Annotated in this window: 23 protein-coding genes; 12 read left to right on the top strand and 11 right to left on the bottom strand. The window is 47.1% G+C overall.

Annotation, left to right across the window (positions count from 1 at the left end):
- Positions 1-116 precede the first annotated feature (116 nt).
- Together B3A20_RS10875 and B3A20_RS10870 are read right to left on the bottom strand one after the other, a co-directional pair.
- Entirely contained in the window at positions 117-2,141 is a 2,025-nt protein-coding gene (locus B3A20_RS10875; RefSeq protein ID WP_290764644.1) for a hypothetical protein, read from the bottom strand.
- 405 nt (positions 2,142-2,546) lie between these two features.
- Positions 2,547-3,269, bottom strand: a complete 723-nt coding sequence (locus tag B3A20_RS10870; RefSeq protein WP_290764642.1) for a hypothetical protein — start codon at positions 3,267-3,269, stop codon at positions 2,547-2,549.
- A 340-nt stretch (positions 3,270-3,609) separates the two neighbouring features.
- Here B3A20_RS10870 and B3A20_RS10865 point away from each other — a divergent pair, with 340 nt between their 5' ends.
- On the top strand, positions 3,610-5,247 hold the full coding sequence (locus B3A20_RS10865) for a fumarate hydratase (RefSeq protein WP_290764639.1): 1,638 nt from the start codon (positions 3,610-3,612) through the stop codon (positions 5,245-5,247).
- A 137-nt stretch (positions 5,248-5,384) separates the two neighbouring features.
- Here B3A20_RS10865 and B3A20_RS10860 read toward each other — a convergent pair whose 3' ends face one another.
- Both B3A20_RS10860 and B3A20_RS10855 read right to left on the bottom strand, forming a co-directional pair.
- The gene (locus tag B3A20_RS10860; protein ID WP_290764636.1) at positions 5,385-7,118 is read right to left on the bottom strand and encodes an arabinofuranosidase catalytic domain-containing protein; all 1,734 of its coding nucleotides are present in this window, start codon (positions 7,116-7,118) and stop codon (positions 5,385-5,387) included.
- Positions 7,119-7,240: 122 nt separating this feature from the next.
- Positions 7,241-7,792 (bottom strand): pseudouridine synthase, encoded by a 552-nt coding sequence (locus B3A20_RS10855; protein ID WP_290764633.1) that lies wholly within the window; start codon positions 7,790-7,792, stop codon positions 7,241-7,243.
- Positions 7,793-7,826: 34 nt separating this feature from the next.
- Between B3A20_RS10855 and B3A20_RS10850 the strand changes: the two genes are divergently transcribed.
- Entirely contained in the window at positions 7,827-8,582 is a 756-nt protein-coding gene (locus B3A20_RS10850) for an acyl-[acyl-carrier-protein] thioesterase (RefSeq protein ID WP_290764631.1), read from the top strand.
- A 63-nt stretch (positions 8,583-8,645) separates the two neighbouring features.
- Here the strand turns inward: B3A20_RS10850 and B3A20_RS10845 are convergent, their stop codons facing one another.
- Positions 8,646-9,176, bottom strand: coding sequence for a carbohydrate-binding family 9-like protein (locus tag B3A20_RS10845; RefSeq protein ID WP_290764629.1), 531 nt, complete (start codon positions 9,174-9,176; stop codon positions 8,646-8,648).
- A gap of 367 nt (positions 9,177-9,543) precedes the next feature.
- Between B3A20_RS10845 and B3A20_RS10840 the strand changes: the two genes are divergently transcribed.
- Positions 9,544-9,876: a SpoVG family protein gene (locus B3A20_RS10840; protein WP_139260822.1), complete on the top strand. Its 333-nt coding sequence runs from the start codon at positions 9,544-9,546 to the stop codon at positions 9,874-9,876.
- A 12-nt stretch (positions 9,877-9,888) separates the two neighbouring features.
- Positions 9,889-11,418, top strand: coding sequence for a YifB family Mg chelatase-like AAA ATPase (locus tag B3A20_RS10835; RefSeq protein WP_290764623.1), 1,530 nt, complete (start codon positions 9,889-9,891; stop codon positions 11,416-11,418).
- Between the two features lie 35 nt (positions 11,419-11,453).
- Here the strand turns inward: B3A20_RS10835 and folB are convergent, their stop codons facing one another.
- Both folB and B3A20_RS10825 read right to left on the bottom strand, forming a co-directional pair.
- Positions 11,454-11,816, bottom strand: a complete 363-nt coding sequence (gene folB / locus B3A20_RS10830) for a dihydroneopterin aldolase (RefSeq protein ID WP_290764620.1) — start codon at positions 11,814-11,816, stop codon at positions 11,454-11,456.
- Complete coding sequence (locus B3A20_RS10825) at positions 11,816-12,859, bottom strand: hypothetical protein (RefSeq protein ID WP_290764617.1); 1,044 nt, start codon at positions 12,857-12,859, stop codon at positions 11,816-11,818. The genes folB and B3A20_RS10825 overlap by 1 nt, the downstream gene beginning before the upstream one ends.
- 295 nt (positions 12,860-13,154) lie before the next feature.
- Between B3A20_RS10825 and B3A20_RS10820 the strand changes: the two genes are divergently transcribed.
- From B3A20_RS10820 to B3A20_RS10810, 3 genes are all read left to right on the top strand, one after another.
- Positions 13,155-13,325 carry a hypothetical protein gene (locus B3A20_RS10820; RefSeq protein ID WP_290764614.1) on the top strand — a complete coding sequence of 57 codons (171 nt, stop codon included), beginning with the start codon at positions 13,155-13,157 and terminating at the stop codon, positions 13,323-13,325.
- A gap of 116 nt (positions 13,326-13,441) precedes the next feature.
- Positions 13,442-14,698, top strand: a complete 1,257-nt coding sequence (pgk, locus tag B3A20_RS10815) for a phosphoglycerate kinase (RefSeq protein WP_290764611.1) — start codon at positions 13,442-13,444, stop codon at positions 14,696-14,698.
- A 168-nt stretch (positions 14,699-14,866) separates the two neighbouring features.
- Entirely contained in the window at positions 14,867-15,349 is a 483-nt protein-coding gene (locus B3A20_RS10810; protein WP_290764609.1) for a hypothetical protein, read from the top strand.
- Here the strand turns inward: B3A20_RS10810 and B3A20_RS10805 are convergent.
- Positions 15,346-15,501: a hypothetical protein gene (locus B3A20_RS10805; RefSeq protein ID WP_290764607.1), complete on the bottom strand. Its 156-nt coding sequence runs from the start codon at positions 15,499-15,501 to the stop codon at positions 15,346-15,348. The genes B3A20_RS10810 and B3A20_RS10805 overlap by 4 nt on opposite strands.
- A 456-nt stretch (positions 15,502-15,957) precedes the next feature.
- Between B3A20_RS10805 and B3A20_RS10800 the strand changes: the two genes are divergently transcribed.
- Entirely contained in the window at positions 15,958-16,305 is a 348-nt protein-coding gene (locus tag B3A20_RS10800; protein ID WP_290764605.1) for a hypothetical protein, read from the top strand.
- Between the two features lie 127 nt (positions 16,306-16,432).
- On the opposite strand, the gene B3A20_RS10795 is transcribed toward B3A20_RS10800, so the two are convergent.
- Positions 16,433-17,035 (bottom strand): hypothetical protein, encoded by a 603-nt coding sequence (locus B3A20_RS10795; protein WP_290764603.1) that lies wholly within the window; start codon positions 17,033-17,035, stop codon positions 16,433-16,435.
- A 231-nt stretch (positions 17,036-17,266) separates the two neighbouring features.
- Here B3A20_RS10795 and B3A20_RS10790 point away from each other — a divergent pair, with 231 nt between their 5' ends.
- Both B3A20_RS10790 and B3A20_RS10785 read left to right on the top strand, forming a co-directional pair.
- Complete coding sequence (locus B3A20_RS10790; protein ID WP_290764601.1) at positions 17,267-20,041, top strand: fibro-slime domain-containing protein; 2,775 nt, start codon at positions 17,267-17,269, stop codon at positions 20,039-20,041.
- Between the two features lie 121 nt (positions 20,042-20,162).
- On the top strand, positions 20,163-20,678 hold the full coding sequence (locus B3A20_RS10785; RefSeq protein WP_290764599.1) for an LptE family protein: 516 nt from the start codon (positions 20,163-20,165) through the stop codon (positions 20,676-20,678).
- A 216-nt stretch (positions 20,679-20,894) separates the two neighbouring features.
- Here B3A20_RS10785 and B3A20_RS10780 read toward each other — a convergent pair whose 3' ends face one another.
- The gene (locus B3A20_RS10780) at positions 20,895-21,380 is read right to left on the bottom strand and encodes an NUDIX hydrolase (protein WP_290764598.1); all 486 of its coding nucleotides are present in this window, start codon (positions 21,378-21,380) and stop codon (positions 20,895-20,897) included.
- A gap of 124 nt (positions 21,381-21,504) precedes the next feature.
- Here B3A20_RS10780 and B3A20_RS10775 point away from each other — a divergent pair, with 124 nt between their 5' ends.
- The gene (locus B3A20_RS10775) at positions 21,505-21,918 is read left to right on the top strand and encodes an ATP-binding protein (RefSeq protein WP_290764597.1); all 414 of its coding nucleotides are present in this window, start codon (positions 21,505-21,507) and stop codon (positions 21,916-21,918) included.
- A 37-nt stretch (positions 21,919-21,955) separates the two neighbouring features.
- On the top strand, positions 21,956-22,252 hold the full coding sequence (locus B3A20_RS10770) for an STAS domain-containing protein (RefSeq protein WP_290764595.1): 297 nt from the start codon (positions 21,956-21,958) through the stop codon (positions 22,250-22,252).
- A 230-nt stretch (positions 22,253-22,482) separates the two neighbouring features.
- Here B3A20_RS10770 and B3A20_RS10765 read toward each other — a convergent pair.
- On the bottom strand, positions 22,483-22,791 hold a 309-nt coding region (locus tag B3A20_RS10765), incomplete at its 5' end, for a dihydroxy-acid dehydratase (RefSeq protein WP_290764594.1).

Below are 22,791 nucleotides of genomic sequence, written 5' to 3'. Positions count from 1 at the left end.
TGTATGAAGTATTTTTATAAGTTTTCAGCTTGTAAAACATGATAAAATACCCCTCCATGTTTGGGAAGGGTACTCTTTTCTAGGTAGAGATGTTTTACAAAAGGGGAAAAGTATGATTAATATGATGCGACATCGAATCCTAACACCATTTGTCCAACATTTTCAGAACGAGAGTCTTCACTAACAAGACGAATACGGAAGATTAAGTAATCGTCTGATGAATTAAATTCAATTACTCCATAATTTTCATTATCGCTTGTGGAGTTGGACGAATGCCATATCAGAGATGTTGACATGCTTAAATCTCCAGTATTATTTGCGGTTGCTTCCAACGCAAATGTTTGTGGTATTTTCCCAAAATTTGCGATATCATTACCGCTACTTAACCATGCTATAGCTGCAACAAAATGAGTTTTATTTGCTGGGCGTTTTACGCTGAATCTTATTTCTTTCTGAGATCCTGAGGTAGTCATAATTGAATTAATGTCACCAACCCAATATCGTGTTTCGTGACCACAAAAACTTGCGTTAGAGTAGTTTGAATTATATGAGCCACTTTGATTTAATGTAACTAAACATTTGTATGTTGGTATCTTGTATGACGGATTTGATGATATTCGACTTGATGTAATTAAGGCTGCTTTGACGGCTTCGGGATGCCAACGGTAGAACGGGTTCGTATTTAATAAATCTGAAACCATTCCTGCTGTGTATGCGGCAGATACTTCTGCACCATCAAAAAGTGGTTTATAAACAAGATTTGAACTAGAATTTTTTGTATATGTTCTTCGGGAACCTTTTAGATTTGTTCCATTTGAAAGGGCCGCATTTGGAATAAACATATGTGTAAAATTAAGGATTTCTGGCTTGGTAGGTCCCTGATTTGATCCTGAACCATTAGGGCAGTTTCCTATTCCGTTTGGGCAGTATCTCGGAATATATTTTGAAGAATAATTTGTCAAAGTTTTAGTTGAAGCATCGACTGCTCCCACTGTGATTGCATTTGCAGCTGCAGCCTCAGCTGCAAAATATCCAGTTCCGTTAGGATTATTTGCGTTTACTTTTGTCGAAAAATTACCGGCAGCTACAATTTCTGTTGTTCTATTTTCGTAAATGTAGTTGTCTAGTAATTTTGCTGTGTTCGAGTACATTAGCGAAGCTGAACTATTTCCATTTACTCCTTTCCGAGTGTGAAGTCCCATATAAATTTGAGGTGTTTCTTCGGATGGTGTTTCTGGGTAATTTGTTCCTACAAAAATAACAGAACTTTTTGATGAATTCTTTAAGATTTTGTAGGTTTTTGCCGCAATCATTTCGTGACCAGGCATTGTTTTAAAACTAGTTGTTGGAGAATATCTTACGTAATTTACTTGATCGTTTGGCTCTAGTTTGACTGGGCGAGCTTCTGATGCCATGTAAACACCAACATCGTTCCAATCGTTTGATGTAGCGTATGGTGGATAGCTATAAGGTGGATTTCCATAATACCAATTTATTATGTAGGATCTGTGAGAATGTGTTGAGTTATCTCGTACGTTTTCTAAGTTTAAATAGGTGATTTGTTTGTTGTATTCGTATGGGGATGCATCTTGCTCTGGATTCGAAAAAGAATAATTTTGTGTTGAAACGGAATAACCGCTTGAATTCGCGTAGGTTAGAGGGCTTTCTTCGTATTGCTTTACTCCAGCTATATATTTTGAACCATGCTCTTGGTATGTAGCAGCGTTAAAGTAGTTGTTTATCTCAATGGGAATAAAAGCTTCGTTGGCATTGTTTGCAATTCCATACCTTCCATAAAAACCCTGAGACGTTGCAATTTTAGGATTGGTGTTTTGATTTGTATATTTGATTTCTAAATGATAGTAATGATCTTGTGATAAGCCAACCATGTTACCTTGGTTGTTATAAATTCCTTTAATTGCGGCTACATTATTAGGTAAACCGATCTTTGCTAAATGTTGGCTTTTTAGAGATTGAGTAAATTGTTGTTTATCTTTTTTCGTTTTCGAATAGTCGATGTCTTTATAGACCATTGGGGAGTTCATTTTGCTCCCTTTACGACCTAAAAGGTCATAGTTTATAGAAGATGCGAAAATTTCTGCACAGCTTAGTGCTACAATTATAGCTATTTTTGAATTCATTTAAACACTCCTTTATTAGAACAAAGGAAATGTAATAAATGAAGTTAATCTTGGCAATGTTATATGGATATTATTTTGTTGTTTAAATTTAAGATAAAAACTTATAGAGCTGTAAATTGTTTGATTTACATGTTTTTTTTAGAATAGCAGGAATTTTGCTATTCTTTAAGGTCTTTTGAAAAAGCGTTGTTCCCCAAAATTATTGCTGATGGATTGAAAAAAGTTTTTTGATTTAATCCAATGTTTGGTTTCTTGTTTTTGCTGTATTTTGAAAAAAAAGTGAAATGTAACGTTTGAATCGAACTAGATGATAAATGTTGTGGGGATGTGGCTACGCATAAAAAAAAGACCGCCTCATGGACGGTCTCTAAAAATTCGCAATAAAGCTTTTTTTGAAAAAGACTGTTAGTCCCCAGTGAAGATAATCACGAGAACAGAAGCGATGAATGCTGCTGAAACGGCGATGAATTCCCACGGATTGTCCATGACGGCGGACTTAGCGGTGCCGCTGGTTTCCTGAGCAACTTTTTGTTCTTCTTCGGCTTTTGCCTGGGCTTCTGCTTCAGCAGCCTTCTTTTCTTCTTCGGCCTTGGCGAGAGCGGCGGAGTCTACCGGAGTTTCGGTCTTTGCTTCGAGAACTTCTGTAGCTTCTGCGGCCTGAGCTTTAGCTGTGTCGACAACGGCCTGTGCCTGAGCCTGGGCAGAGTCGGCGGTTACAGCTGCCTGAGCTGTTGCAGCCTGTGCTGCGTCAGCTGCCTGAGCCTGCGTTGCTGCAGCGGCTTCTGTAGCCTGTGCCTTTGCGGTGTCGGCAACTGCGGTTGCTTGAGCTTGTGCGGCTTCAGCCGTTGCTGTTGCCTGTGCCTGGGCGGCTGCGGCTGTATTTTCGGCAGCCTGAGTTGCGGTGGCGGCCTCTGCCTTTGCGGCATCGGCGGTTGCAGTTGCCTGAGTCTGAGCGGCGGCGGTCGCTTCAGCGGCCTTAGCTTCTACTGCAGCTGGTGCTTCGGCTGCTTTTTCAACCTTGGCGGCGACGGCTTTCTTTGCCGTTGTTACCTTACTAACCTTTTTTGCAGCCGGGGCTGCAAAAACCATGGCTGCCGAAATCATCGTGGCGAGCAGAATCTTTTTCATCGTTCAATCCTCTTGGAAAATGAATTTTTTTGTTTCGTTATCAAAAATAATACATCTTATGTGATTTTGGTCGTAAAAAAAGTAAAAAAGTTCAAAAAATATGTGAAAAGGGGGGATGAATAGTCAAATCTTGGGGATGAGTGGAACGAAATTGGGTGGCTTTTTCGATGGAAAGAATTATTTTTACAACCGAAAGTAACGAAATATGGTTTTTAGTAGTTGGTCATTGGTTATTAGATATAATTGCGCCTTTGGCGCCTAAATAAAACTAATGACTATTGACCAATGACTGTGGACCTGTCCTTTAACTATCAACTGCGCCTCTGGCGCCCAAACTACTATGGCATTCAAATACGAAGCTACTGTCCAGCACGGTGAAGATACTACCGAATACGTAAATCTCGGTAAAGATGGCGTTTCTGTCGCCGAATTCGAAGGTAAGAAGATTCTCAAGGTTTCCAAGGAAGCTTTGACCAAGATTGCCCAGGCCGCTTTCGAAGAAGTCGAATTCTGCCTGCGTCCGGCCCACACGGCCAAGGTCGCAAAGATTTTGCAGGACCCGGAAGCTTCGGACAACGACAAGTTTGTCGCGCTCACCATGCTCAAGAACGCCTGCGTTGCAGCAAAGGGGATCCTCCCGTTCTGCCAGGACACGGGTACGGCAATCTGCGTTGCCCACAAGGGCCAGCAGGTCTGGACTGGCATTGACGATGCCGAAGCGATTTCCGAAGGTATCTACAACGCCTACACCACCAAGAACCTGCGCTACAGCCAGATTGCACCCTTGACCATGTACGAAGAAAAGAACACCGGTTGCAACCTGCCTGCCCAGATCGACATCCACGCCGAAGAAGGCGCCGAGATGAAATTCCTCTTTGTGGCGAAGGGCGGTGGCTCTGCCAACAAGACTTACTACTGGCCCATGACCAAGGCGCTCCTCAACCCGAAGTCCTTGGAAAAGTTCCTCGCCGAAAAGGTGAAGACCTTGGGTACTGCGGCTTGCCCTCCGTACCACCTCGCGATCGTAATTGGCGGTACCTCTGCCGAAATGAACACGCACATGGTGAAGCTCGCTAGCTGCGGCTACCTCGACGATATTCCGACTTCCGGTTCTGAAGGCGGCCGTATTTTCCGCGACCTCGAAATGGAAGAAAAGGTTCTGCACATTTGCCAGAAGACGGGCATTGGCGCCCAGTTCGGCGGCAAGTACCTGGTGCACGACGTTCGCGTGATCCGCGCTCCGCGTCATGCTGCTAGCTGCCCGGTTTCTATCGGCGTGAGCTGCTCTGCTGACCGTAACATCAAGGCAAAGATTGACGAAAACGGCCTCTGGCTCGAAAAGATGGAACACCATCCGGAAAACTACATCCCGGCTGGCAACGCCGTGAACCTCGCTCCGGCTGTTGAAATCGATCTCGACCGCCCCATGAAGGAAGTGCTCGCCGACCTCACCAAGTATCCGGTGAAGACCCGCCTCAGCCTCAAGGGCACCATGATTGTGGCCCGCGACATGGCACACGCGAAGATTGCCGAAATCTTCGACAAGCAGGAACGCGGCGAAGAACTCACCGACGAAGAAAAGACCGTATTGAAGGTTGTGTCTGACCACCCGATTTACTACGCCGGCCCGGCTAAGACTCCGGCAGGCATGCCCACCGGTAGCTTCGGCCCGACAACGGCTAACCGCATGGACCCGTACGTGATGCGCTTCCAGAGCAAGGGCGCCTCGATGATCATGGTCGCGAAGGGCAACCGCAGCCAGGATGTGACCGACGCCTGCAAGAAGTACGGTGGATTCTTCCTCGGTTCTATCGGTGGTCCGGCAGCCATCCTCGCTGAACAGAACATCCTTTCGAACGACATCGTGGCCTTCCCGGAACTCGGCATGGAAGCCATCCGCAAGATCACCATCAAGGACTTCCCGGCATTCATCTTGGTCGATGACAAGGGAAATAATTTCTTTGAAGGCTTGATCTAAACCCGAATTGTCATCCTGAGCGGAGCCTGTCATTCTGGAGCGAAGCGATAGAATCCAGGCGAAGTCGAAGGATCTAAATAGAAACGCCCCGCAGGTTTGTGCTTGCGGGGTGCTTTTGTTTGGTTGTGAGGAGTGTGTTATTTCGTATTTGAAATTCGAATTGTTTTGCTATTGGTCTTGATGACGTAAATGCCACCTGGTAGATTTACACGAGCTTTATCCCAAATGTTTTGCATAGAGCTTTCGCTTGCTTGGAATGAGGTCACGCGGTTCCCAAGGACATCATAGACGGAGTAGGCTTGCGATGAATTTGTCCGAATGCTGAATTTAGGCAATGCCGTTTTTTCTTTGGCCGCAGCAATTTCAATCCAATCGAGATTAAAGTATGGCTTGTCGATTCTAATCTTGAGTACGTGTTCGCCCGCGGTAATTGCAGGTACGGTCGTTGTGACGGTTTCGAAGTTTTTCCAGTCACCGGTGTTGGGAACTGTGATTTTGGCGATATCTTTATCATCAACGAGAATGGAGAAGAATGTGCTATCGCTTGGCGACGAGACGCGTGCGGTAATGTCGAGCGAATCGTTCTTGGAAACTTTTACCGTATAACGCAACCAGTCGTTGGCGTAACCCCAACCGTAAATAATCGCATCGCCTGCACTGTCGAGACCTGCGTTGTCTTCGCGGTAGAGCGAGTTCTCGTTTTCAATGTCGCTGTCCAGGAATCCGCGACCGTTTCCGCCTTTATCGTAGTTCTCGGCTTCGATTTTCCCGGGAATCGTAAGCGTGTCCTTGAACGGTTCAATTTCGACTTTTTTAGAAATGTCTATTTTGCTTCCGTAACCGGCGGCGACAATGTTTGCTTGTACCAAATCATCCACAGAATCGGGCGGGTTTCCGATGGTCATTACGCCTTCGAAGAACGTTCCTGCACCACCGTCACTGCCGTCACCGCCGTTGCCGAGTACGATGGCGCCTTGCAGCTTGCGCGGGCTGTAGCCTCTTTTGCGCGGGCCGTCCCACATGGTGTTGAGATTTCCTTTTTGTGCACTGCCGCCTTTGAGCTTGAATGTTCCGTCGTTCGGGCCTTTGAGCATGGCGGTTACATAGTCTGCTTCAATAGAAAGTGCGTCTGGCCACGGTGTCGTATGGGTCTTGCCCCATTGCCAGCCAGCATCGTTTCCCTTGAATACACCGTCTTCCAAGTCGGCGGCAACCCACGGACCGTTTCCTTGTCCTGGACCGCCCCAGTCCTTGTCGCTTCCGAAGTAGATGCATTCCATAGTTCCCGGGCCGTCATCGTTACCGGTCGTTTCTGCGTTTCCGTAGTTGAAACAGCAAAGGTCGTTATAGTGCTTGCCGTCAACCACCATGTACATGGATTCTTCTTCGTCGCCGGTGGCTACACCTTTGGTGTTGTTATTGCGGTAACCGGTAGCGGACCAGGCGTCGCGATAGAACCCGTAAGCCTTGCGCCCGCTGATGTAAATCGGGGCCCTGTTGGCGTCCGCTTCTTTGGCACCATCTTTAAGCCAATAGACTGGCGGCGATTTCTTCAAATCGTTCTTGTAGCTGCTCTGGTCGTAAATGATGGAAATGGTGCATTTGGAGCCTGCACAAAAATCGTCTTGCACGGAGGATTTGACAAAGCCTCCCGGCTCTTCGACAGGAATGTCCTTGGTTTGCCCATCGGCTCTGCGGATTTGATAGAGGTTCCCGCTGTAGCTGGAGTAGAGTGCACGTGTCAAGCTGTGAGCGGCGACGCATGGTGTTTTTGCTTTTGCGTAGATGTCGCATGGGCCTTCAGCGATTGCTTGAGAGATTGTTGTAGCCACAACAAAGGCTGCAACAGACATAAGAGTGTTGTTGTTCATCCAAATATCCCCGTTTGGTGATTACTATTAAGAAAATATCTCTTTGAAGGGGGATAAATATTGGCCTTTAGAAAACTTCCTTTGTCAATTTATCAAAGGCTATATGTCTAGTAATTTGACAATTAAATAACTTTGTCTGTAACTACGCGCCATTCGCCTGGCTTTAATTTGCCAAGCGGAATGTTTCCGATTTGCATGCGGACAAGGCGGAGTGTAGGGAAGCCGACGGCTGCGGTCATGTGGCGCACCTGACGGTTCTTGCCTTCGATGAGTGTAAGTTTTACCCAGCTTGTGGGAATGTTTGCGCGGAAACGTACGGGCGGAGTGCGGTCCCAAATCCAGTCCGGGGCCTCGACAATTTCTGCCTTACAGGGCTTGGTATGGTAGCCTTTGATGTCTACGCCTTTTGCGAGCTTGCGGACTGCGTCTTCGGTGATTTGACCGTCCACTTGAGCTAAGTATGTGCGTGGGTGCTCGTATTTCGGGTCCAGTAGCTTTTTGATGAGTTTGCCGTTATCGGTCAGGAGTAAAGCGCCTTCGCTATCGTGGTCGAGACGGCCTGCGGCGTACACTCCCGGCGGAAATCCAAAGCTGTCGAGGGCGGGGTGACCCGCTTCGGGGGTGAACTGGCTCAAAACACCAAAAGGCTTATTGAAAATAATAACGGTAGACATGCGCCCAAATGATAAAAAAAATTATATTAAAATCATGATTGATATTTATACTTTGGCGAAAAATCCGCTCGTGTTCCAAAAGCCGAGAACAATAACTTCGGCTTATATTGATGTTTCTGGAAAGATGGGCCTTGCACAGACTGCGCTCATGGTCCAGGACAATATTACAGAAAATTTTGGCGCCATGAAAATGGACAATTTCGTGGTAAAAGAAAAGGGCGGCTTTTGGGTCGTTTACAAGGCGAAGTTCAAGTTCCTCAAGCGTCCGTACTGGCGCGATAAGGTTGTGACGACATCCTTCCCGGCAGATAACCAGTTGATTCGTTTGAACGAAAATACGGCAATTACCACGGTGGAAGGCGAACCGATTATTTTCGCGAAACAGGAAATGTGCTGTCTCAGTCTTGATCGCCATCGTCCGATGCGCCTTTCAGATGTGGACTTCCCGTCTGAAGGATTCCCGGAAGCGTTCATGACGGATGAATTCGACCGCTTTAATGTGAAGCCCGAAGAATACGAAGAAGTTTATCAGCAAAAGGTGTTGTCGCAGCATATCGACATGTCGCACCACATGAACAACATCGAGTACGTGAAACTTGCGTTGAACGTGTTTAACGCTTCGGATTTGGAGCTATGCATTCCGTCTGAACTTGAAGTCCATTACTTGGGCGAATCCGAAGAAGGGCAGACGATGAGAATCTTCCGTGCGGACCACAACGGGGCTACGTACATGCGAATCCTTGATGAAAATGATCGCGCCGTCTTCGAGATGAAACTCCGTATGATGTAATGGCGCCTGTCATGCCCGCCGGAGCCTGTGCTGAGCGCAGTCGAAGTAAGCGGGCATCTCCATTTATCCTAAAATATCAAAGAATTCCGGGCGGTGAAAGTCCGGTTTTTCTGTTTCTATGCGGAACGCGCTCAGGTAATGGGGCGTGTTTGCTTTATCGGCGCACTTGTAGAGGTTTCCGCGGAGTGGCGCTTCGAATGCTTTAATTCCAAAAATCTCGGCAGGGATTTCGACCGTCATTGTCCAGTAGACGGAATCGTCCTGGATGCTTGGCGCTGTTCCCGAACGCTTGATTTTTGCAATTGCTTCAAGCGGAAGCGTTTGTCTGTTATTGCGATCGGTGCCGCGGGCTGCAAGTACAAATCCTCGGCTTGTCGTTTCGAAGTTGAAATATTCGGCTGGGTTTGCTGGGTTCTGCAAAAAGATTTCCACGCAGGAATCTTCCCAGCTGCGTCCGTTGTCTTCCTGAACGGCGGCGCGGTAGCAGTCTACAGGTTCTTCAATGGTAAACTTGACGACGATGCAATTTGTCGTTTGCGAAAACTCGGCAGTGACCATCGGGTGGATGATACCCTGATTTGCCGTCCATTTCATATTCGGTTTTAATAGCATGGGTAGAAATTAGAAAAAGTTATTGGTAGTTAGTTATTGGTTATTAGTCAATAGTTGATTATTGAAACTAAAGATTTTCTAATGACCATTGACTAATGACTATTGACCTTATTTTATAGCTTTAATTTAATGTGGATAAAGTATTAAATTGATTAACTTATATGAATTAAAAAGACTGATTAATCAGTGATTAAATCGATTAATCACTTTTTTATTTGAATGAAAATGCCGAAATTTGCTTAAAAACGCCAATTCTGGCTTTGGCACGTCTTTTGCATAATGTGTTGCGTTCCGCAAGAATGCGAGTGCGTTCAATTGCGGTTTATCTTCAAAAAAATAGGAGGCCGATATGGCTGAAAAAACAGAAAAGAAAACTCCGGGTTTCCCTGCAATGTCCCCGGCATTTGATTGCCTTGCCGTGACGAATGTTCAAGTATTTCCGTTCAAGGAAGGTGCAAACCTTGGCCACATGAAGGGGCTTGCGACCATCGTGTTGAACGACCAAATCCAGATTCGCGGGCTCCGCGTGATGGATGGCGAAAATGGCATGTTTGTGGGCTACCCGATTGATACGTTCTACAAGGGCGAAGATTATCGTACTGTGTGTTTGCCGATTACGCGTCAGCTGCGTGAACACATTGAAAATTGCGTGCTTGAAAAGTATCAGGCTGCAGTAGCTTAAGGTAGGTGCAAGTTGTTTCGCAGAATCCGTTCTTATTGCTTGTTTGGAATAAAGGCTGTTCCTGTTAGTGTAGAAGTCGATGCCGCTCAAGGACTGCCTGGTTTTACTCTTGTTGGGCTTCCGGACAATGCGGTAAGGGAATCTCGAGAACGTGTTGTTTCGGCGATACGTTCCATCGGAAAAGTGGTGACCGGTTTTCGTACAACGGTAAACTTGTCACCTGCGGATCTGCGAAAGGAGGGGAGTGCGTTAGACCTTCCGCTGGCGATTGGCTTGCTTGTTTCAACGGGGGAGATTGAAGTCCCGCAGTTGGAACGTTATGTCTTTGTGGGCGAACTTTCATTGGATGGTTTGTTGAAGCCTGTCCGTGGTGTGTTATCCATTGCAATGAATTTGTCTACAGAACGTGGGTGTATTCTCGTTATTCCGCGCGGGAATGTGCAGGAGGCTTCGCTGGTGGAAGGTCTTCATTTTGTTTGTGCGGATTCGCTTGGGGAATGTGTTGAAATCTTGGCGCGCAATTCCAGTCAGAATGTGAAAATTGCAAAAGGGATTGCCTCGTACCGAGTAGATGTTGATGATAAAGTCCCTGATTTTAAGAATGTGGTGGGGATGGAAGGCGTAAAGCGTGCGCTTGAAATTGCCGCTGCTGGTGCGCATAACTTTTTACTTGTTGGGTCGCCTGGTGCGGGCAAGACGCTTTGTGCGAAATGCTTGCCGGGAATTTTGCCCGAGATGACTGAACAGGAAATCTTGGAGACAACGCGAATTCATTCGTGTGCTCGTAGTGCAGGTGATTCTGACGAATTTAAACCTGTGCTTGCTAGACCGTTCCGTTCACCGCATCACTCGGCGTCGATGGTTTCGCTTGTGGGCGGCGGCACTAGGCTTTTGCCGGGCGAGGCGAGCTTGGCGCATAATGGGGTACTGTTTCTGGATGAACTGCCTGAGTTCAACCGGAGTGTCTTGGAAGCGTTACGCGAACCGATGGAAGAAGGAGAAATATCGGTTAGCCGAGCAAGCGGTACTGTAGTGTGGCCTGCTCGATTTATGATGGGCGCTGCAATGAACCCGTGTCCGTGTGGCTATTCTATGGATCCGAAGCGTGAATGCACTTGCTTACCCGAGGCGCGTAAACGTTATCGCGAAAAAATTTCGGGTCCGCTATTGGACCGTATTGATATTCAAGTGAGCGTGCCGCCTGTAGATGCTGCGATGTTTGCGATAAAAGGGCGAGGGGAGTCTTCTGCTGATATTCGTAGGCGCGTATGTGCGGCACGTGCGATTCAGCGGGAACGCTTCCGTAATTTGACGTTTAAATCCAATGCCGAGATGTCATCGGAATACGCACGGAAATTTGCGGCGATGGCGCCTGTTGTAGAGCGCTTCGCCGTGAACGCAGCCTCTAAGATGGACTTGAGTGCTCGCGGGTACTTTAGGTTGTTGAAAGTTTCGCGGACGATTGCCGACTTGCGAGGCGCTTCGGCTGTAGACATTGTGGATCTCTCTGAAGCCCTGCGCTACCGCGCCTTTAGAGAATGATGGGCTGAAAAAGATTCCTTCCGACTTCCTGCCGTCTACTTCCTACTAATCTTAACGCTTGCTTCGGCCCCGAGGCATCCGGGAACCGCTTGTGGTTTAGCGACTGATACTTCAACCGCGGTTGCCTTGGAATAATGTTCCAGAACGTATTCTGCGGTTTTTACGACGAGAGTTTCGACTAGCTTAAAACAAGAAAGGCGGATGAACCCTTTGAGTTCTTCCGCCAACTTTGCATAGTCTATAGATTCGTTTAAATCTTCAGTCTCTGCTGCTTTGGCGAAGTCCAACCAAAGGGTTAGGTTCAAGATGATTGGTTGCTCGTTTTCGCGTTCGTAGGGGAGTATGCCCACGATGCAATCAAATTGAACGTCTTTGAGCCGGATTCGCCCTTGTTCCATTACCATGCGAACAATACGATAGCAGTGGTCAACGAAACGGCCGTCACGCCGAACCAGATGTTGCGACCCATGGCGTAAGATTCCTTGGTGTCCTTGTTGACCTTCATTCTTCTTTGGAGTTCTACATAAGACCAACCATTCTTAACCTGGAAAGCCTTGTCGTCGGCCTTGTTTCTGTAGAAGTCGAGGCACTTGCTTTGGTCACCCATGGAACTGCAGACAATCTTGATTTTTTCATCTACTGCGTTGGCAACGCCTTCAAGGTCCTTATAAGCCTTGTCAGCTTCGCTAGACTTCATCTGCTGGAGAACGCCGATAACAGCGCTACCTGCGGCAACAGCGGAAAGGGCAACGGCGCTCCAGAAGCGAACTTCGTCAGCAATACCGAAACGGTCTGTAACTTCTTGGGCGGCTGCAGATGCAGAATAGTCGCGGGAATCTGCATAGGAGTTTGTGCTGTTCAGGTCGCCAGAAACATCAACGTTTTTGGTATTCTTTGCTGCAATAATGTCCTCGTCGCAAGAAACGTCGAATTCGCCACATTCTTGTGCTGGGGCTGCGCTTGCAGCGGATGTCGGGGCTTCGCTTTTGAGTTCTGCGGCAACGCCGTTGACAAATGCGATAGCGGATGTTGCGCCTGGAATATAGACGAACTTGCCGTCAAAGTAGACCTTTTCGGCGTCGTCACCCGGCTTCATGCCGCGGCGGACGTACAGCTTGGATTTAATGACGTTCTTGTAGGATGCATTAGACGGAATGCTCAATGCTGTCATGGAAGAAAGATCACCTGCATCGCCAACATAGAGCTGGTAGGCGTTTAAGCCTGATTCTTGGGCGAACTTCTGGCGGAGAACTACTTTGCCAGAGGGGAGGGAGGCTGTTTCTTCAACGGATGCTGTGCTCAGTTCTTGACCGCCATTGGCGGCAAAAACCTGGTTGTCAGACATGACGGCGTCTTTAGCCGTGAAATCAGCAATATCATATACTCCTGCAAAAGCTGCAGCTGCGGAAAGGCATAAGGCCAATAAGAAAGAACGCTTCATCGTTTCTACTCCGAAATAATCCAATTTTTTTGGAAAATATATAAAAAAAACACCTATTGTGAATTATATAATTTTTTTTCGTGATGGGAATCGCGTTAGGTAACATAAATTATATGTGTGATAAAAATATCATGAATTTATCGGTTTGATAATTTGTACTGTAAATATCTAGTTACAAACGTAAACGTGATTTGTTAGGGGTCTGGATTTTATCGTCTTCTTTTAATGTCATTGTTACACTCCAAGAAGACTTTTCTAGCAATAAATGTCTAGTAACTAGTTGCGACTTTACTATATGGCGCTCCTTTGGAGCGCATCTAGTACGGCTCGGCAATGTCAAAACAACAAGTTGTTTGACGCCTACAGCGTCCGTGGCTACGGCTCGGTAATAAATTCGTGCAAGCACGATTTTGCTACTCTCGCCTTGTACACTTTTGCCGCTGCTCTCGCTTTTGACGCTCTTTGAGCGTCTTTTGCTGGGCTCAAAAATGAATCTGCAAGCAGCTTCGCTTTGTTCGCCCTACGCAAAAGTTACTATATTTTCCCCCGTAAAATTTTAACCCTAAAAAAGAAGGTGCTATAATGGCAAAGCTTTCTATCGAAGATCTCGAACTCGCCGGCAAGCGCGTGTTCATCCGTGTTGACTTCAACGTTCCGCAGGACAAGGTGACTGGCGAAATCACCAACACCAAGCGTATCGAAGCCGCTCTCCCGACCATCCAGTACGCTCTCGATCACGGTGCAGCCGTCGTGCTCGCTTCCCACCTCGGCCGTCCGAATGGCGAAAGGAACATGAAATATACGCTCGCTCCGGTTGCAAAGAAGCTCGAAGAACTCATCAAGAAGCCTGTGAAGTTCCTCTCCGACTGCGTGGGTCCGGAAGTCGAAGCCGCCTGCGCCGCTATCAAGCCGGGTGAAATCATCCTCCTCGAAAACCTCCGCTTCCACATCGAAGAAGAAGGCAAGAGGAAGATCAAGAACGCCGATGGCACCGAAACTAAGGAAAAGGCCGACAAGGAAGCCGTGAAGGCATTCCGCGCAAGCCTCACAAAGCTCGCTGACGTTTATGTGAACGACGCATTCGGTACCGCTCACCGCGACCACTCTTCCATGACTGGTGTTGAACTTCCGCAGCGCGCTGCCGGTTTCCTCATGAACAAGGAACTCAAGGCATTCGACCAGGTGCTCAACAATCCTCCGCGTCCGTTCCTCGCTATCCTCGGCGGTGCCAAGGTCGCCGACAAGATCCAGCTCATCAACAACCTCCTCGACAAGGCCGACAAGATTATCATCGGCGGTGGCATGGCTTTCACCTTCAAGAAGGTTCTGAACAACATCGAAATCGGTTCGTCCCTGTTTGACGAAGAAGGCGCTAAGCTCGTTCCGGATCTGATGGCCAAGGCCAAGGCTGCCGGCAAGGAAATCATCCTCCCGGTTGACTACATCGCTGCTGACAAGTTCGCTGCCGATGCCGCTACGAAGGCTGTCTCTGACGCCGAAGGCATTCCGGCTGGCTGGATGGGCCTCGATGTGGGCGCCGAGTCCACCAAGCTCTTCGTGAACGCTATCAAGTCCGCCAAGACCATCGTCTGGAACGGTCCTGCAGGCGTGTTCGAATTCGAAGCCTTCGAAAAGGCTACCAAGGCTATGGCCGACGCTATCGTCGAAGCTACCGCTGCCGGCGCAATCACCGTGATCGGTGGTGGCGATACCGCTACGGCTGCCAAGAAGTACGGCGCCGACAAGAAGGTGACCCACACCTCTACGGGTGGTGGCGCTTCCCTCGAACTTCTGGAAGGCAAGGTTCTTCCGGGCGTCGCATTCCTCACGGATAAGTAATCACAGGAATGTCATCCTGGAGCCCTAAAAAGGGCGATAGGATCCATCACCTTTGAAAGACTCTGCAATTTTTGCAGGGTCTTTTTTGTGTTGTCATGCCGCACTAGATGCGGCATCTCCTTTCAAAACATTTGCGTTTGCGGGGGTTCTTTTTTTATATTATTTCGCATGAAAATTATTTTGTTGTGTATTGCGTTGTTGATGATGCCTTGCTTGGCGCAAGAACCTGCTGTGGACGCGTCAGCTAATTCTGCTGAGTATTATCAGAAAATGTACGAATACAACTTGGAAAAATATCGCTCTGATGATTTTATTTCCAATGTTATGCTTTGGACATTCTTTGGTGGAATGGGCGTAACTATGGGGGCTCTTATGGTAAAGATTTGTTCGGATCTTAATACTGAAGGAAGTGACGATTTGTCAACTCTAGAGGCTATTGGAATATTTACACCTTTTACCATTATGGTTGCAGCTGGAATTGGGTATATCGTCTTTGATATAGCCAAGAATAATCGACAACAAGACTACAATTATTATTATCAAAAATGGGAGGAATCCAAAAAAAAGAGCAAGTCCTTGCAGGTTGGAATCACTCCTCTGCTGAACCCACTGGATGGCCGCTACGGCGCCGTTTTGGCGTTTTCGTTTTAGCCTTGACCGCCTTGCTTTGGCTCAGCGGTTTCGTCGTGTTCTTCGATTTTTGAGACCTTGGTAAACCAGTAGTCTTCGCTGTTGATGGAGCTCATGTTGCCGATGAGGGCGTCTAAGTCGAGATTCTTGATGTCGTTGTTTTCGTTAGGCATAGCTAGAATATAAAAAACGCAGAAAGGGAGGTTCCCACCTAAAGGTGGCCATGCGCACTATGGAACAAAGTTCCAAGTGCTGTCCGCCCACTCGGGGGCGGGAATGACTTTAAAAATGGCGAAATTTACGTGAAAATTTTCAATTTTTGAGCTTTATTCACGTAAATTTTTAATGTTGTATGTAATAAAAGCTGGTGAACATGCCGCTTTTGTAAATTTTTTTGCTTTTTGGAAGTGATTTTTTCGCGAAAAAGGATCTTTAACCTGTGTTTTGTGCCGGTTTTGAGCGCGAAATCCCGAATTTTCGAAAATTTTGATTAATTTGTACTAGAATTTACGTGAAAATTTGTGAAAAACGCGCTTTTCTCACGTAAAAAATGATGAAAATGCGAAATTTAGTTTTTCAGCGCCTGTCACGAATGTAAATTTACATTGTCTTTTGTAAAAGGAGCTTTTATGTCGATTGCCGAATTTTCGAAGAAATTCCATGCGGATAAGCGCGGTAACTGCGCGATGTCGGTGGCTTACGGTTATGCCCGCGCTACGGGCAAATCCGAAGAAGAGGCAGTGAAGGTTGCCGAAATGTTCCGTGCTTTTGGTGGCGGAAAGGCTCCGGACGGCTTGTGCGGGGCGCTCTATGTGGCGAAGATGATGCAACCCGACCATGCCGAATCAATTGAAGATGTTTTTAAGCGCGGCGCTCAGGGCTGTACCAAGTGTCAGGAAATCCGCCCGAATAAGATTATCCCGTGCAACCGCTGTGTGGAACTGGCGGGCGAGGTGCTGGACTTTTTGGAGAAATAGAACTTAGAGTTTAGAACTTAGAACTTAGAACTTAGAACTTAGAACTTAGAACATTGCTCTTCTCTCTAAGCTCTGCCAACTAAGTTCTAAGAGCGGAGCGGGCTAGGTTCTGCCAACTTCCTACCGTCTACTGTCTACTTCCTACTAATCTTACGTTCAATAAGTCTTCTTCCCAAGCGTCTTTGAGCTTGCGGAGCTTTTCGAGGGACTTGTCGTCGGCGCCACTTTCGTCGCGAACTTGCATGAGTTGCTTGTAGCTTTCGGCAAGTTCTGTGGCGTGTGGGTAGTCCGGGGCAATCCCCTTGAGCGCCTCTAAAATAGCTTTGTCGGAGTACAGGCGGGCTATCCCTTCAAGCGAATGCTCGATGAACTTTTGCATATCGCCTTCTTGCTTGCTTGCGGCGGCTTCTTCAAATTCAAGCGGTGTAATCGCATCCATCCAGGCTGATTCTGCAATATAAAGCTCGTTATCCTCGGCGATAGCGTCTTTACGACCGAAAATCGCCAACTGCGACTTGAGGAACGGCCGATAGCTTTCGATGTCGATTTTTCGCGACGTACGTTCGGCAAAGTCTGCGAGATTTCGCATGTTTGCCTCCGAGGGGTTATTCAAAAGGCATTCCTTGAGTACAGCGAGCTGATCTTTGTGTGGAAGTCGCTTGAACGATTCCGAACGGGTTGTGTTGGCGCGGATCCTCAAACGCAAAATGCGCAGAAGCAGAAGCATCATGGCTATAAAAAAAACGATGGACCAATTCATGGGCGGAAAAAATAGTTAATCCCATAAAAAGAAGACTTGCAACCAAGGTTAATTTCGGATATAATACGGTAATTGCCTAAAAATCTCAATATTTTCTGTTTTTACATATATTTTGCATTATAATAGGACCTCTTTTCAATTTATTTGGTGTATATTTAGGTGGAATTGTTGTAACCTAATCTTAGGTGGAGATTGGAATTTATGAAATTATATAAATGGATTACCCTCGGTGCTCTGTTTGGTTGTTCCGCTGTTGGTTTTGCCCAGACCCAGGATGTCCGTACGTTGGATATTGTCATTCGAGATTTCCAGCCAAATCATCCGGACTTCGAAAATTTTTCCGAAGAATCCGTTGATCATATTGACGAAATCTATAATTACAGGTCTCCGTCTGGCACTTTAGTGAATACTTATGGCTACGATGTGACTTGGTATGGAGCCTCTAATTTTCACAATACTTGCGGTAACAAGAACTCGTTTACCAAGTATGGTGCTGGTGCTCAGATTGGTATCGATGGTCTTCCGATTCAGAGAAATCCATATCTTCCGCTATATTTGCAGGGAACCTCCGCAACTAATCAAGTGTTGCTGTATGGTGAATGTGCCCAGAAAACAAAGGACGCCTATCAGCGTGATGTTATTCTGCGTGGCTATGAAAATGCTTTGAATGACGTGAGCGGTTTCAAGTGCCCGAATGGCAAAACGAACTGGGCCAATGAAGTTATTTATACGCCTGGCATGGTGGCTCCATATTTGATGTTTACAAAAGTGGGCTCCGATGGCAAGTATGACATGTATGATGGCGTTGTCATCCAGAAGCTGAATCCCCTTTGCGATAACCAGTATTTCGAACAGTGGTATCTTGATGTTCCGGGTCAGAACAAGCGCATCAATACGACGATGGATATTCCGAAGGATCCGAATTCCAAGTACTACATCTACGACTATAATTACAATAACGGTGGTTATTCTCCTCTTGACAGTATCAACCCGATTACTCGTGAACGTGTTGGTGACAAGATTTGCAACCCATCAATCCAGCCGAATGGTGTTTGTGACCAGTTTGAGCCGCAGACGCTTTCCATTTTCTGCCCGCCATACAATTACCAGTATGCTAATTCCCAGGCTGACTATTTGGGACAGAATACATTTGAACTTTGCAAGGAATGGTTGAATCAGGGTGGTCCGCGTGCCGTCAATTCTAATGGTTCCGGACACAGTGCCGCATGGCAGGCTGCTGTTGCTTATGATCTCAAGACTAACGGCAATTTAGGTAAGCAGCACCTCCGTAACTATGCGTTTACCATGATGGGTTATGCAAGCTTCAAGTACAAGCAGTCGAACCAGGTCCCGCTGCACGAAGTTTTCGAATTCGCCGGTGACGATGACATGTGGATTTTTGTGGATGGCGTTCTTGTTGTGGACTTGGGCGGTACGCACTTGTCCGCTCCGGGCAAGGTGGATATTGAAGTTCTCGCAAGAAACAACCATGGTTGTAATGTTCTTCCGGATGGCACTCCGGAGCCTCTTGCCGGTTATTCGAACTGCGCTGGTTCGTCTCCTTTGACGGGTTGGGCTGATGATACGTGGCATCATTTGCATTTCTTCTATGCCGACCGTCAATCTGATGGTTCTAACATTTACATCCGTACATCCCTTGCAGAACTTGCTCCGTCCCGTTATGGTCAGCCGACTGTTAGCGACGTTGTCGTGAAGGTTGACGAAAATGGTAAGGCGAACAACAGCATGTACATGAACGTACCTCTCGCGGATTCGAGCCTTGTTGCTATCCAGAATTCAGCTCAATTGGGCGTCCCTGCAATGCTGGTCTTGCGTGAAGAGACTGATGCTAACGGCCTCAAGCATACTGTTGTCTACGGCTTTTACACAACATCGATGATTGGTCCTATTGACAAGGGGGCCGATGGTCAGATGTACCAGTTTGAAGGTGTTGTCATGGATACGTCCGGTAAGGTTATCGATGGTGGCCTTTTGGGCGATGACCGACTTGCTTTCAACGTTCCGTATAGCAAGGGTCTTGATGACGATGGCAACGGCGGTAACTACACGGTTCAGGAATGGACTCAGTTGATGGCATGGTCTAAGAAGATGATTATGCCTGGGACCATGCAGCCGATTTATATTGCATCTGCTTCTGGCAAGCATGTTGAAGGCTTTGATGAACGTGAAAAGTGGGGTAAGATTTCTTACACTGCTGTGGCTACGACTCCTGTGGTCCCGGATGATCCGGCTTATGACCGTCCGGACTTTACCAATGAATCTGAAGTACTTACGAACCTTGCTGAAAGCAACGATGGTACGATTCCGACCGATATGACGGCAGACCTCGTGTTGACCCCAATTCCGGCTGTGAGCAATCAGGACCCGCTCAAGTGGGCTAAGGATAGCGCTAAGGTGCTGATGTCCTCTGGTCCGCAAGGCGCTACCAATATTCCGGCTGGAGCAGGCGTTGTTTATGGTGCGGGTCAAAATGAAAACAAGACCCTTTGCTATAACGACCTTTCTACCAATATTCCTGGCAAGAAGAGCAACGAGTCTTGCACGAGCTGGTCTTTCCCGACGACTCAGCCGTTCCACGTGAACATCCGCGTGTTTGACCACCTGGGGCATTTCGTGAACCAGTATAGCAAGCGCGTGACTAAGGAAGAATTCGAAAACGCCTTGAACGGTTTGCGTTCTTCAACGCAGTCTGCAGGTGTAAAGGTTCCTGGCTGTGGCGAAACGCCGATGTATGGTTCTACAGGTGCAATGCTTGCTACAATCAAGATGTATCCGGTTACAGATAAGGGTCGCCTGCTTGCTACGGGACCGTACATCTACCAGATGACGGTTGTGAAGGAAGCTTATTCTTACTGCTACGCAAGTAACGGTAACAATCCGACTACTATGACGATGCCGTTCCAGCGTACAACTGAAACGATTCGTCGCGGTTATCGCAGAACTCAGAAAAAATAAGGCTTAGTTCTATAGATTTTTGAACACCCTGTGGCTCTACGCTGCGGGGTGTTTATCTATTGATGGGTGGATGTTTCGCAAATATTCCGCGCTTTAATCCCCTTTTTACTAAATTATCGTTATGCTTTATCGTAAGTTTATTTCGCGCTTGTTTGTTGCCTTGATGCTTGCTTTGCTGGCTTGCGTTTTTTCTGGCTGCTATAGCTTTACGGCAAGTACACTCCCGAGCCATATCAAGACGGTCAACATCCATGAAGTTGATGACAAAACCTTAGACCCGGTGCTTGCCAATAATATTCACACCGCTGTTGTCGATATGTTTAAGCGCAATGCGGGCGGTGTGCGTTTGGTGAATGGCGATGCCAATGCCGATTTTGAGATTACTTTGTTAAGCTATTCCAACAAGCCTGAAAATTACAATAGCAATAGCGATGTCGAAACCTACCGCGTGACAATCCGTGTTGAAGTCAGATTTTATGATAACGTAAAAGAAAGAATCATCTACGAGAGCAAGTCGCTTTCGGCGGATGGTGTTTATGACGTTCAGGCGAATGAGACCGAAGACCGCCATGGTCAGACGCGAGCCGTTGAAAAGCTTCAGGATTTGATAGTCTCGAACGCCCTTGCGAAGTGGTAATTTTTGGTTAAACTAGAGAACACCTGCATGGCGGGCGGTGTGCACTTGGCCAAGGACTATTGACCACTTATATAAAAAGCGACTCGGCAATATCGTAGAAAACGCATCTTGCCGAGTCTGGGGTTGGTTTGGAGTACTACAAATATGCTTAATTTAAAGCGTTTTGTTAAGTCATAGCGGCAATTTTTCCTAAAAAATGTTGCGGATGTCACATTGCTACAAAAAATCCTGGAGCGTAACAGGCTTTTCGTTGAGCAATGCTTCTGTGAGTGTGCTGCCTTTGTAGGTGAGCTTGAGTGAAAAGAATGGCTCGCCGCGTTCAAGAAGCGCAAGGAAAATCAAGTCGCCGTCCCAGTGGGGGAGTTCCTTCACTTTCTGCTTATCCACCCATTCTAGTACGCCCTCGTCGCAATCCTTGAGTGTGCCCGTAAATTCGGTCGCTGTAAAGAGGTGCATAAATTCGGTCTGGTCCATGCCGTCGCTGATGAACGTGACGATGCCGCGGTATTTGGGGCGGATGAGCGTGAGGCCCGTCTCTTCGAGCGCTTCGCGGTGGATGCAGTCTTCGGGTGATTCCCATTCTTCGAACTTGCCACCAATACCTATCCACTTGTCCTTGTTGATGTCGTTTTTCTTTTTGATGCGGTGGAGCAACAGGTACTTGCCGTCTTGTTCGATGTAGCAAAGAGTTGTGTTAATCATGTGCGGAAATATAGAATTGTTTGTTTTTAAGCACATTTTTTGAGGCTTTTTGCAGAAATATTGACAATTTTCGCGAGATAAATGTATAATTATTGTATGATTTACGAAACTTTTGGCTGGTAATATGCAGAATTGGGTTAAAGAAATCGTCGTAGATTCAAAATTTGAAAATGTTAGGACGTTAACGGAGTTTGTCGAAAGCTCCCTTGAACCGTTGAATCCGTCGCCTAAGGCTATTATGCAGATTGGCATTGCCATTGACGAACTGTTCAGTAATGTTGTTCGTTATTCGGGGTCGTCGAACATGAAGTTGATTTTGAACGTCAATGAAGACGTGCTGACGGCAAAGCTCACTTTTATCGACGAGGGGGTGGAATACGATCCGCTGAAGAAGACTGATCCGGATGTTTCGCTTTCTGCCGAGGATCGTGAGATTGGCGGGCTCGGAATATTCCTCGTGAAAAAGATTATGGATGGCGTTGAATACAAACGCGATGGCCAGAAGAATGTTTTAACGGTTGTTAAAAAACTTGGTTAATTTATTGTAGATTTAAAAATACAAAGAGAGGCTGATAATGAAAATCGAAAAAAATGTGGATGGTTCCAATACCTCTTTCGCTTTGGAAGGGCGCTTGGACACGATGACGGCGCCTTTGCTCGAATCTGAAATTCAGGGCAAGTTGGATGGTGTCTCGGACTTGGAATTTGACTTTGCCAAGCTGACGTATATTTCTTCGGCGGGATTGCGCGTGTTGCTTTCTGCCCAGAAGATTATGAACAAGCAAGGCAAGATGATCATCAAGAATGTCTGCGATGAAATCAAGGAAATTTTTGAGGTGACGGGATTCTCGGACATTCTGACTGTCGTGTAGTTTGGTTTAGAAAATTTGTATGGATGAAAAAACGGCACCTGCGCGGTGCCGTTTTTTGTATAAAAAGGAGATGCCCTTATTTAATTCCAATCAGAGACAAGTCTCTGACTGCACCATGTGACGACCGGCGGCTCGATTGCAATTTACACTGCGATACCTCGCCGCCTCTCGCCTCCATCGCCGATTAATATCGGCGACTCCAGCTCACTGAAAGAACATTAACGCATGGCTTACTTAATGCCAATCAGAGACAGGTCTCTGACAGCACCTTTATCAGCACTTGATGCCATGGCTGCGTATGCCTGCAATGCCTTGGACACGACGCGGTCGCGGTTTTCCGGCTTCCATGCCTTGGCGCCACGGGATTCCATTTCCTGACGGCGGGCGGCAAGTTCTTCGTCGGTGAGTTCCACGTTGATGGTGCGGTTCGGGATGTCAATTTCGATGACGTCGCCCGTGTGCACGAGGCCGATGTTACCCTTGTTGGCGGCTTCCGGAGAAGCGTGGCCGATGGAGAGACCGCTCGTACCGCCGGAGAA

Source organism: Fibrobacter sp. UBA4297 (genome assembly GCF_002394865.1).
Taxonomy (GTDB): Bacteria; Fibrobacterota; Fibrobacteria; order Fibrobacterales; family Fibrobacteraceae; genus Fibrobacter.
Note: the sequence above shows the minus strand (reverse complement) of the source record. Positions and strands in the feature narration are given on the sequence as shown.